We start from the raw sequence: 12,980 nt of genomic DNA, 5'->3' as shown, positions 1-12,980 counted from the left end.
GCGGTTGAGACTTGTAATGGTCGAGCTCATAAAGGAATTCTGTTTCGTGGGGAGGGGGACGCGATACTGGGGTTCCTACCTATCTCCCAATCGGAAATCCGCGAGAAGGTAGCTGATGCATTGCATGATGCGCTGGTTTCTTATGAAGCGGGTAAGTTTGTACAACCAGATCTAAATGAAATTCTATCCACTCACTAATCGTAAGCAGGTAAATGATATGAACACTCTAAAACTGAAAGACTTAATCGAAATGATCAAAAAATGTGGTGAAGACTGCCCACGAGGGAATAGTAAAACTATGGGGGGGCTACTCGCTCACTGTATCGAGAGTTGCGAAGATGAACATGGAACAATGCAGCAATCTGCTTATTTAATGAAGTATGTGCGTACCTGTATGAATAACAACGTTGAAAAGAAAGGTGTCGATACCGTTGGTTATGTGCAACTAATCAAGTTTGTTAAGTCATGGGCTCGCACAGCGAAGTTTAAGTAAGAATAATATCGCTGTAATACGGTCTAGCAAACCACTGCCTTCGTGCGCACCATTCTATACCAGCCTTTTCTAAACTAGTCTCATCTCCGAGCACCTCTTTATTACCAATCTTTCTATATCCGATAACCGACGAAGTGTGTCCGGTCATGGATGTACTTCGTCTTTTTTCTCTTAACGAATGGATAAATAAAGATGAAAACGTTAGAAACAGCCCCAAAAACAACCTATCAATTGATGCGCGAAACTGAGCACGAATTAGAAGACTTCCTGCAGTCCACATTCTTCGATACCAAATCATTGCTTTTGGATGATCAAGTTAGCAAGTTCGAAGCTGAGCTGCGAGGACGTGAGGAAGCTAAAAAGGAAATAGATAAACGTATTAATCAATACTTAGAGGGGATTAAATCTGCTCCATGGGCGGCAATGCGTGGTAAGGGTAAAGCTATCCATATATCGATAGACTCTGAGTGGGTCTTTAATCATGAGACGGGTAAGAACGATATTCTTTGCTACTCCTACAGTGTTCGCATTGGTGATAAGTCGTTTAGCGGCGTGAAACATACCGACATGGCGAAACTGATTAAGCAGTGTCGTGATCAAGGTCTGTCGAAAGAAGATGAAATGGATAAGCGTAAGCAGCTTACCAAGAAAGGTTACAAGATCGGCTTTGACAAATTCATCCAAGAATTACTGATAAAAGCTAAAGCACGTGGTTTCATCGAAGAATGGCCTGAGCAGACTTTTATCTATGCTCATTTTCTTCGTGCCGATATTGCTTCTTTCGAGGAGTTTTGGAACATCGGTAAAAATAACAAGAACCATAAAAACTCGCTAACAGTCGTTCAAGGTACAGTAACCTCTGGGCGCGGTGCTTACGGTATCGCTCTGGACTCCATCGGGCGCAGTAAATACAAAATAGAAAACACTAAGTTCTACTCTTCATCGAACAACGCTTTTGAAACTAAGCTTCGCTTCATTGATACAACTTTGTTGAGTAGCAAGGCATCACTTGAGGAGCTAGGATTGCAGTGCGGTTTCCCCAAAATGACGCTACCAGACAACATGATAGAGCGAATGGATGACCTGTATTGTAAGGATACTAGTCTGTTTAATCGGTATGCGGTTCGCGATGCTGATATTGCCTTGGAATATGGTTTACGGATGCAGAAGTTCGCATTGGTTGACCTTCGTGAAGATATTGGTCTGGAGCTGAATAGCTTGCCTTCGACATTAGGCAATCTTGGTGTGTCGTTGTTCCGACATACGTGTGGTAGTACAGCCGCAATGCATGACTTTTTAGGATATGAGACTCGTAAAAAGCAGTATTATCATGCAAAAAGTAATGCTATTCGCAACACATACGATATATCGAAAACGGTTAGTCGAGAGTACACCGATAACCTTGCAGTTTCAGCCTTGTTTGGTGGTTGTAATTTCGGAGCTTACTTTGGGGTATCTGAAAAAGGTGACTATTTTGATTATGATTTGAGTGGTGCGTACACGACCAGCTTAGTAAATTCCAAAAAAGCCGATTACCCTAATACCTTCGAATCTAAGAATATTGAAGACTATCTAGGTGATACCATGGGCTTTGCGTATGTTCGCTTTAAACACCTAGACGGTATCCGATTTCCTGTCATGCCTTGTCGAACCGAACTCCGTGGCATCTATTATCCGATGGAAGGGGAAACTTATGTAACGTCGCCAGAGCTTCAACTAGCACATGATATTGGGTGTGAAATTGAGATTTTGCATGGAATGGTAATCCCTTGGGTTGAGGGTTCTACATCTATGTATAAGGACTTTACTACTATCATTCGTAAGCAGCGTTCTAAGTACAAACAAGAAGGAAATGAGCTATACAACGGGCTTTGGAAATTGGTAGGTAACTCACTTTATGGAAAAACTTTACAAGGTTGTAACAATTCTAAAGGGTTCGATCTTGCTACAGGATTGAGTAAGAACATCCCATATTCACCTGTAACCAATGCACATTACGGAGCCTATTGTACGTCTTATGTTCGCGCTACGATGCTTGAGGTTATAGGCAAGCTTTGTGAGCGTTATGGCGATGACATTAAGATAATTTCAGCCACCACAGACGGTTGGTTGTGCAATGCCACACAAGAGCAACTAGAGCAATGTTTAGATGGCCCGTTAGCGCGTCGGTTCCAGCAAATCTGTACCGAGGTCAGTGGCGAAGACATGATGCAACTAAAGCACCATGCTAAACAGATTATCTCTATGAAGACTCGTGGACAATTGACAGCTGAATTAGGTGATACAAAACCGGTATGTGCTAAAGCAGGGATAAAAGCACCGAAAGGCGTAGATGAAAATGAGTGGATGGTTGAGTTGTTCTTAGATCGTTATCCAGGTCAGAAGGTTGCACGTAAACACTTAGCATCAGCACGTGACCAATGGCTAAAAGAGATGGATCTTGTCTCTATCCACACTGAACAGACACTTAATCTCGAATATGACTTTAAGCGTCGTCCTGTAAACCCTCGTATGGTGGAAGTTCGTCACCCTAAAAGCGGTGAAGTGGTAGAGCACCTATCGTTCGATACGGTTCCATGGAATACCGTTGATGAGGGTTTAGATGCTCGTACTTACTTCGACGAGTGGCGTGTAAACAACTGCCTTAAGACAATGGAAGATTGGGACAATTGGATGGACTTCTATAAGGTTCGTAGTTATCTCAAGGGAACTGGTGTTAAATACCTAGGAGATGGCTCAGAGGGCATTTTCAAGGTACAGATGTTACGAGCTATCACTCAAGGTAAATGGGGGCTACCAGAGGCTCCAAAACGCGCTCCACGAGGTCATTACGATAAGATGGTCTCTATGTTTGAGACTGACGGTATAGAAGGTATCACTAAACAAGATTTAGCAAATTCGAAGGGACGTAAGCTACTGGAATCTAAGTTACCTGTAACGCCTCGCATGTTGCCACTCCTATCATGGTTAGTGCGTAAGTACCCAAGGGTCGATATGACATTGATTTTCCATCCTATCGAGGTTGAAGAAGCAGTTTCCATGCTAGAAGAGTACAGCCGAGAACATACTGAAAAACTAGCAGCGTAGTATCGCGTAACACTTACAGAGCCAGATTCCGAAAGGGGGCTGGCTTTCTATTTCAGAACTGGTGGTAGCAGTGAGTGGAACGATTGCTGCCATTCTCTGGTGATATTTCGATGCTTTAGCCGTTTTGATTAGACTAGTGATACCGTTGTAATAACGACAGCAATATACATTGCTAAAGACTTAGTCTGAGATTTAGCTCTTAACCCATCTACAACAGTAGTTATAGACCCTACCCCATAACTATGAACCCTATTTCCCTCGTTACACTTCTATGTCATTACCTTTCACTTTTTGTACTGTAACTCATTAAAATACTTCTCAAGGTAAGTCACGAGCATCTTGTCTAGAAAATTGCCTATTCGATATCTTAGAAAAGGTATCTTTTTCTATCTATGTGGATGAGCAATGCACTACAATTGTGACAATTTTTGATATGAATATTAGCGTAGTTTGAAGCGATGGTCTGTCTTCATGACTCGCGGCTACTTTGAGCTGACTAAGAGCGTAGGATTTTAAAATGACAACAATTAACCAAGATGAAATTAATAAAGCGGTCTGGGCTGCTTGTGATACGTTTCGAGGTACGGTAGACCCTTCAATTTATAAAGACTTCGTCTTAACCATGTTGTTCTTGAAGTACATTTCAGACGTTCACCAAGATAAGGTTGATGAACTCACTGGGCAATTTGGTGATAATCCTGAAATGATTGAAGCGATGCTATCGAGTCAGTCATTTAAAATTCCATCAGGTTCGACATTTTGGGACTTGTACGCACAGCGTCATGAAGCAGGTAACGGCTCTCGTATTGATAAAGCTTTACATGCTATCGAAGAAGCTAACGGTACTAAGTTGAAAAATGTCTTCCAAGACATCAGCTTTAACACCGATAAGCTGGGTGATGAGAAGCAGAAGAACAGCATCTTACGTCATATCTTAGAAGACTTTGGTAAGGAGACACTTAACTTACGCCCGAGTCGAGTGGGTTCTCTAGACGTTATTGGTAACGCATATGAGTACCTGATTAAACACTTTGCGGCTGGTAGCGGCAAATCGGCTGGTGAGTTCTACACGCCACCTGAAGTGTCAGACTTGCTCTCTATCATCTTAGAGCCTCAAGAGGGGGATACTATTTGCGATCCTGCTTGTGGTTCAGGTTCTCTATTGATGAAGTGTGGTAAGCAAGTCCAGAAGAACTTTAATGGCTCTAAGCAGTACGCTTTATTCGGTCAGGAAGCTATTGGTTCTACTTGGTCTTTAGCTAAGATGAACATGTTCCTACATGGTGAAGATAATCACCGTATCGAATGGGGTGATACCATCCGTAACCCGAAACTCCAAGATAGTTCTGGTGGATTGATGCACTTTGATGTGGTGACGGCTAACCCTCCATTCTCATTGGATAAGTGGGGTCATGAAGATGCTGCTGATGATGTATTTGGTCGTTTCCGTCGTGGTATCCCACCTAAGACTAAAGGTGATTACGCGTTTATTTCGCATATGATTGAGACGTTGAAACCTCAGTCGGGTCGTATGGGGGTAGTGGTGCCTCATGGTGTGTTATTCCGCGCATCATCGGAAGGTAAGATCCGCAAGCAATTAATTGATGAAAACCTGCTTGATACCGTGATTGGTCTGCCTGAAAAGCTGTTCTTCGGTACGGGTATCCCTGCTGCAATCTTGTTATTTAAGAAGAACAAGACAGACGATAAAGTCCTGTTTATCGATGCTTCACGTGAGTTTAAGTCGGGTAAGAACCAGAACCAGTTAACGCCTGAGAACATCCAGAAGATTGTAGATACATATAAAGCGCGAGAGACAACGGATAAGTATTCTTGCTTAGCTACTTTGGAAGAGATTGCTGAGAACGACTACAACCTGAATATTCCTCGTTATGTCGATACCTTTGAGGAGGAGGAAGAGATTGATTTAGTTGCGGTTCGTACTGAACGTTTAGCATTGCAGGATGAACTGGCTGACCTTGAAGCTGAAATGGCGAGTTACCTAGAGGAGTTGGGTTATGGTGCCTAATGGTTGGTGCAAAGGGACTATTGAAGATATTGCAAAGGTAACTTCTGGTGGTACTCCTAGTAGAACCAAAGATTCCTATTGGAATGGTCATATACCTTGGGTAACAACCTCTGAAGTGAAGTTTGGTGTTATAGCTGATGCCGAACAGAAAATCACCCAAGAAGGTTTAGAAAACTCTTCTGCTAAATTATTTCCTAAAGATACTATCTTAATGGCTATGTACGGACAGGGTAAGACTAGAGGACAAGTAGCCAAACTTGGTATCGAAGCAACAACCAACCAAGCTTGTGCGGCGCTGTTACTAAACAAGGAACATGATGTTGAATATTATTACCAGTTTTTAACTAGTCAGTATGAGAATATACGTGAATTAGCAAATAGTGGTGGTCAACAGAACCTTAGCGCTGGAATCATAAAAGATATCCAAGTGCCAATTCCACCGTACTCAGAACAACGCAAAATCGCCAAAATTCTTTCTACGTGGGATAAAGCGATTAGCACCACAGAAAAGCTGATTAAAACCAGTAAGCAGCAGAAAAAAGCCCTGATGCAGCAGTTGTTGACGGGTAAGAAGCGATTGGTGAATCCTGAAACAGGTAATGTGTTTGAGGGTGACTGGGAAGATGTTAAGTTGGGTGATGTTGCCGCTATGAATAGTGGTGGTACACCTAAATCTTCTGTAAGCGAATACTATGGTGGGAAAAATCCGTGGGTTTCTATTGCAGATATGACAAAGCACGGAAAGTGGATTTCAAAAACTGAAAAGTCTCTTACAGATGAGGGAATTGCTAATAGTAGTGCTCGTTTATATCCTAAAGGTACAGTGCTTTATGCTATGTATGCGTCTATTGGCGAATGCAGTATCGCTACTGTCGAGTTATGTTCATCACAAGCAATTTTAGGCATCAGACCTCAGAATAGATTACTAAATTTGTTCTTATATTATTATCTCAATAATTTAAAAGAACAAATTATCTTGATGGGACAGCAAGGCACTCAATCAAACCTTAATGCAGGTATGGTAAAAAGTTTTGTGATTAAGCTGCCTCCAATCGAAGAACAACAAAAAGTCGCCTCAGCCCTCACCACTGCCGATAAAGACATTGAAGTATTAGAAGCGAAACTTTCTCATCTAAAACAAGAAAAGAAAGCACTGATGCAGCAACTACTAACAGGCAAAAGACGGGTTCAAGTTGAAGAATCTATAGCAGTATAACCAATCCAATCAAGCGTAGTCAGTCATGACTACGCTTTTACTTATTACGTCTACCCCATGCTCCCCTCAGGCTTAAAAGGAATAACACGGCATGTCACAACCTATCGCGAATTTTAAAGAAGAGCAGAGTGCGAAAATCCCTGCTTTAGCCTTGCTGACTCACTTAGGGTATCAATTCATACCGACTAGTGAATGTTCGATTCAGCGAGGTCGGTTGTCTACCGTTATTCTACCCAAGGTATTGAGGGAAGTCTTATCTAAGAAAACCTTCTCATTTATGGGGAAAGACCGCCCTCTATCAGCAGCGTCTATCGATAAAATAGTGCATGAGTTAGCCTCCCCTGCGATGAATGAAGGGTTAAAAGCTGCTAACGAGAAGCTCTATAACATCTTGACGTATGGTATTGGTGTTACTGAGTTCATTGATGGGAAAAAAGCGAATCCTACCATTCAAATTATCGAGTGGGAGAAGCCTGAGCGTAACGTCTTCCACTTTACCGAAGAGTTAAAGGTAGAAAATACCCACGGCACCGATCATCGTATTCCAGACATCGTATGTTTCGTTAATGGATTACCTTGGGTTGTCATCGAAGCTAAGCGTCCGGATTCCTCTAAGGAAGGTAAGCCGACAGTAGCAGAGGGTATTTCCCAAAATATCCGTAACCAAAAGGTCGATGAAATCCCTCACTTGTTTGCTTACAGTCAGTTACTACTTTCTATCAATGGTCACGATGGACAGTACGCGACATGTGGTACGCCTGAGAAGTTTTGGGCTAAATGGAAAGAAGAAGAGATCATCGAAGCTGAGTTCGTTAGGTTGAAGAATAAACCGTTATCACCGACTCAATTTGAAGCCATTTTTAAGCATCGTTCAGCGAAAGTAACCGACGAATACTTAACTCTTATCGCAGGCGGTGAGTTGGTCGTGACTGACCAAGACCGTTTACTCGTGAGTTTATTGCGTCATGACCGACTATTAGAGATGACAAGGTTATATACGCTATTCGATAAGAAAGCAGGGAAGATAGTCGCTCGATATCAACAGGTTTTCGGGATCAAGGCATTAGTAGAGCGAATTACTACCTTTGATGATAACGGAGCTCGTAATGGTGGCGTGATATGGCACACCACAGGCTCAGGTAAGTCATTTACGATGGTGTTTCTCTCTAAGGCGCTCATATGGATAAAAGAGCTTGCTAAGTGTCGTGTGGTCGTTGTTACAGACAGGGTTGACTTAGAAGGGCAACTTGCTCGTACTTTTGCATCTGGTGGTGCTTTATCGGATAGAGATAAAAAAGACGCGATGGCAACGACAGGTAAGCGGTTAGCGGAACAAATAGGTAAAGGGAATGAACGTATTATCTTTTCTATTATTAATAAGTTTGGTACCGCTGTTGAGATGACCGAGTGTTACAACGACAGTCCAGATATGATCGTGCTGGTGGATGAAGGGCATCGAAGCCAGAACGGTGAAAACAACATTAGAATGCAGCAAGCGCTACCCAAAGCAGCATTCGTCGCGTTTACAGGGACTCCGTTACTTCAAGATGATAAGACAGAGAATAAGTTCGGTAAAATCATCCACTCTTATACCATGCAACAAGCTGTTGAGGATGAAACAGTAACCCCTCTTTTATACGAGGAACGTATCCCTGAACTGAGCACCAATGATAAAGCGATAGACGCTTGGTTTGATCGAATCACCGATAAGTTAACGGAAAAGCAGCGTACTGACTTAAAGAAAAAGTTCGCACAGAAGGGACAGATATATCAATCGGAAGGGCGTTTAGAACTTATCGCGCATGATATCTCAGACCATTTTCAGAACTTTAAACAACAAGGTTTAAAGGGACAGTTAGCTTGTGACTCTAAAGCCTCTGCAATCCAATATAAGCAGTTACTCGACCAAATCGGTAAGGTGAGTTCCGTCGTTGCAATGTCGCCTCCTGATTCACGTGAGGGACATGATAACGTTGATACAGAGAGCAAAGACCTAGTACAGAATTGGTGGAAACAGAACGTAGGAAATCAAGACGAGAAAGCGTATACCCAAAGCATTATCGATGACTTCAGTAAGGATGATGGACCTGATTTAATGATAGTAGTCGATAAGCTACTAACGGGGTTCGATGAGCCTAAGAATACGGTTCTCTATATCGATAAACCGTTAAAACAGCACAATCTAATCCAAGCAATCGCACGAGTTAACCGTCTCCATAGTAAGAAGCAGTTCGGTTACTTAATCGATTATCGAGGTATCTTGAAAGAGCTGGATGCCACTATTGAGAAGTACCAAGACCTAGCGGAACGTACATTAGGTGGGTTCGATATTGATGATCTGCAAGGTTTGTACAACCGAATGGATACCGAGTACAAAAAACTTCCAGGTTTATACTCAGACCTGTGGGCTATCTTCGACGGTGTGGTGAATAAACAAGACGGTCCAGCGTTACGTCAGGTACTTACCCCTAAGATGCAAGATATCGAAGGTCAAGTTACCGATACCAACCTTAAAAAGCGTAACGACTTCTATACGGCACTGACTCTCTTTACTAACTGCATGAAAGTAGCTCTTCAGTCGGCAACTTACTTCGAAGATAAAAGCTTCGATAACAAGCGTCAATTGTACAAAGACACGTTAAAAATGATGTCTCAGCTTCGAAAACAAGTACGTGAAGATGCAGAAGAAACCATTGATTATGACGCTTATGCGGATGACATTAGAACGTTACTCGATAAGCATATTGGTGGTGTTGAGATTGAAGAGTCTAAGGGGGCTTACCTCGTTGGTAATATGGGTAAAGATGCGAAACCAGAGCAGATGACCGACGATGAAGCTCGAAATCAAAAAGATAAAATTACAGGTCGCATCACTAAGATGATTGACCAAGATTTAGCTGATGATCCTTATGCTCAAGAATATTTCTCTAAGCTGCTCAAACAAGCAATAGAGAAAACGAAAGAGATGTTTGACGCTCCTGTTAAACAATACATGCTGTTCGCTGATTTTGAAGAGCAAGTCAAAGAACGAAAAGTCGAGGGTCTTCCAACGGATCGCTTTAGTGCTTTAGACCCCAAGATTAAGCGTCATGTACAAGCTTATTATGGGTTATTCCTGAAACAATTAGGTGAAACACTACCATTGACTGAAGACCAGTGCTTTGATTACGCGATTAAAATTGATGAGATTGTAAGGAAGTCAGTTGCCGAGTTTTCTATCAATCCGCAAGAGATAGAGAAGCAAATCACGTTAGGCTTACTCCCACTACTCTTTAGTGATTTGGGGATAGATAAAGCGCAAGCATTGGTTAATGAGGTGATCAAAATTACTCGACTAGGTTTATCAGGACTGAATCAGTAATGGCTGAGACACACTCTAAAGAGCATATTAAAGAAGAGTACAGCTTTATCTACGGGGATGAAGCTGTTACTTATTCCGTGGTGCGTAAGCCGTATACTGAGGGGAAGAAACGTAAGGTGTCGATAAAGGTACACCCCAATTGCGAGGTAGTCGTTTTCACTCCTGAAGATGCTGATAAAACCGATATCCATGAAGCGGTAATGAAACGTTCTAAATGGATATTTGATGCGCTTACTGAGTTTCGGCACCATTTAGAGTATGTACAGACAAAGCATTACGTCAGTGGTGAAATGCAGTTTTATCTTGGTCGTCGCTACGTGCTCAAAATTGTTGAAGATAAAGAAGCTCTAAATACAGTAAAAATGGGGCGTGGTAAGTTACTCGTCACGTTAACTAAGTTTAATGAGGATAAGCCAGCGATGGTGAAAGCCTTGGTGAACAACTGGTATAAGGTTCGAGCTGAACGAATTTTCCATGAACGTTTAAGTCATCTACTACCTCAAGCTACATGGGTAACGGGTATCCCAAGTTTTCGTATTATGGCAATGCAGAAGCAGTGGGGAAGTTGTTCAGCGAAAGGTACGCTGATACTTAACCCTCATTTAGTGAAAGCACCTAAAGAGTGTATAGACTACGTGATATTGCATGAACTCTGTCATATCGCAGAGCACAATCACAGTGAACGGTTTTGGCGGTTATTGACTCAGGTAATGCCAAACTGGAAAGAAGTAAAGAGTCGTTTAGATGGTATGGCGGAGCTGTATCTTAATACATAACCGAGTGACAAATCATTTATCTCCAATACCCTCTAACACCCTTTCGTTTTCCCATACCAGTTTAGGTACTTGTTTTTATTAGTGGTTTAAGAACTAAATCAGAAGCTGTTGTTAGCAGTGAGTGGAACGATTGCTGTCATTCTCTGGTGATGTGCTGAAGATTTGATGCACTTGATTGTGTTGCTAAACCTTGGTGGTAATTAAAGTAATGTACCCATTACCATTACTGGTTCTGAAATTGATGATGGTTCGATAGTTGATGGTTTGTGTTAGTTGGTAGCGCAATCGTATTGTTCGTTGCGAATCTCTCATCAGTGATTACCAGAGCGTCATTGTCTTCTGGCTGTCTTGGAAGATTCTCGGTGGGATGGTTTCGCTAATCGCTGATGGAATTGCCGCAATGTACCCATTGTTACGTTCATAGTCGGAAATTTAGCCCAGACTCTCAACTCGGTGATACTTAGCTAGATATTCTCGATACGACCTAACGATGAAATACCGTGGTGGAAATTTCTTAGACTATTAGCTTGCGAGATTCCCATATGGGTCATGCCAACATAACTGACTAGTGATATTGGTTATATCTTTAATGCAGCGAAATATTATGTTCCAAATCCGCGGTTCTATCATAGGCAAGGGCTAATGGATTTGTGGTGGTGATAGGTTTTAGCTATTAGCTTGCGAGTTTCCCATATAGGCAATGCCAACATAACTGACTAGTAATATTGGTTATATCTTTAATGCAGCGAAATATTATGTTCCAAATCCGCGTGTTGGGAGTTCGAATCTCTCCACCCCTGCCATATACGAAGCCTCAGCAGAAATGCTGGGGCTTTTTTGCATCTGTTGCTTCTACGAAGCAATGTTTGGAGCTGGATCGCCAACCAGGTCGAATCTCCGGAGTGCCGGCTCATACCAATCTAAGTAAGAATGTGATCAAATTGAAACTTTCCAGCTCAACGTAATATTGCAATGGATAGCTTCAATAATATCGACTTCAAAAAAACTTGCTAACCAACAAAGATCCGTCCAAATGAAGAAGCGATTGCTAGCACTTGCTCACTTGAAAGACGGACATTCAAGAACTCAAATAGTAAAGTTCCTTAAAGTAAACAGAACCAGTGTGAATAAATGGGTCAAGTTTTTCTCGATGAAGGACTCGAGGGGTTACAAGAAAAGCCTCGAACAGGGAGACCTGCATTTTTGACGCCTAGGCAAAAAGAACAATTAAGCCAATTTCTTAAAAATGAGGCTGAAAATCCGTCTGGAGGTCGACTGACCGGCCATGATATTCATACATATATCGTCCAGGAATTTGGTAAACACTACCACCCTGACTCTATCTATTATTTGCTAAGTCATATAGGCTTTTCATGGACAACATCGCGTTCGAAACACTCTGATGAAATCCAAGAGGATTTTAAAAAATTCAAAATAGAAACGATCCTTAAGGCCCCCGGCCACATTGGGCTGGAGTATGTTGATATCTAGTTTCAGGACGAGGCTAGATTTGGGCAACAGAGTACAACTACTCGCTTGTGGGCTGAAGCAGGAACACGCCAAAGGGCGATAAACAGAAGCAATTTTGTTCGGCTCCGTTTGTCTTAGTAAAGGAGTTGGAGAATCTATGGTTGTACCTAGGGTCAATAAGGACATTATGACTGAGCACTTAAAAAATAACCGAGATCACAGACGAAGGAAGACACGCAGTGGTAGTTATGGATGGTGCTGGCTGACACACAGATGATATCGCTAACGGGTTTAATAACGTCAGTATCATCAAGCTTCCTCCATACTCATCAGAGCTCAACCCAATAGAACAAGTTTGGAGTTGGGGTGCGGCAACGCTGTCTAGCGAACCAAAGTTTCGAAGACTATGATGATATCGTTTCCAAAATATGTGTCGTATGGAATAGGTTCTGGAAGTGCCAGAAAGGGTCTCGAAGATGTGTTCAAGAGGATGGATAGACCTGACCAGTTAATGTTCTAGGTTGGTATTAGAAAGCTATGCTAGGAAT

6 protein-coding genes and 2 pseudogenes are annotated in these 12,980 nt (G+C 42.1%); all 8 read left to right on the top strand.

Annotated features, from left to right (window positions below; translation table 11 throughout):
* Nucleotides 1-198, top strand: a pseudogene (locus WR49_RS21540) (hypothetical protein); the annotation flags it as partial.
* Between the two features lie 19 nt (nucleotides 199-217).
* Complete coding sequence (locus WR49_RS18185) at nucleotides 218-493, top strand: hypothetical protein (RefSeq protein ID WP_046224952.1); 276 nt, start codon at nucleotides 218-220, stop codon at nucleotides 491-493.
* A gap of 192 nt (nucleotides 494-685) precedes the next feature.
* Nucleotides 686-3,580, top strand: a complete 2,895-nt coding sequence (locus tag WR49_RS18180) for a DNA polymerase (protein WP_046224951.1) — start codon at nucleotides 686-688, stop codon at nucleotides 3,578-3,580.
* A gap of 517 nt (nucleotides 3,581-4,097) precedes the next feature.
* On the top strand, nucleotides 4,098-5,609 hold the full coding sequence (locus tag WR49_RS18175) for a type I restriction-modification system subunit M (RefSeq protein ID WP_046224950.1): 1,512 nt from the start codon (nucleotides 4,098-4,100) through the stop codon (nucleotides 5,607-5,609).
* Nucleotides 5,599-6,825 carry a restriction endonuclease subunit S gene (locus WR49_RS18170; RefSeq protein WP_046224949.1) on the top strand — a complete coding sequence of 409 codons (1,227 nt, stop codon included), beginning with the start codon at nucleotides 5,599-5,601 and terminating at the stop codon, nucleotides 6,823-6,825. Before WR49_RS18175 ends, WR49_RS18170 begins: the two co-directional genes overlap by 11 nt.
* A gap of 91 nt (nucleotides 6,826-6,916) precedes the next feature.
* Entirely contained in the window at nucleotides 6,917-10,186 is a 3,270-nt protein-coding gene (locus tag WR49_RS18165; protein ID WP_046224948.1) for a type I restriction endonuclease subunit R, read from the top strand.
* Nucleotides 10,186-10,962, top strand: a complete 777-nt coding sequence (locus WR49_RS18160; RefSeq protein WP_046224947.1) for a M48 family metallopeptidase — start codon at nucleotides 10,186-10,188, stop codon at nucleotides 10,960-10,962. The genes WR49_RS18165 and WR49_RS18160 overlap by 1 nt, the downstream gene beginning before the upstream one ends.
* Before the next feature lie 1,033 nt (nucleotides 10,963-11,995).
* Nucleotides 11,996-12,944 (top strand): annotated as a pseudogene (locus WR49_RS21195) (IS630 family transposase).
* The last annotated feature ends 36 nt before the right edge of the window (nucleotides 12,945-12,980 follow it).

Origin of the sequence: Vibrio sp. ECSMB14106 (assembly GCF_000972265.1) — a bacterium.
GTDB lineage: Bacteria > Pseudomonadota > Gammaproteobacteria > Enterobacterales > Vibrionaceae > Vibrio > Vibrio kanaloae.
This window is presented reverse-complemented; position numbering and strand designations above follow the sequence as displayed.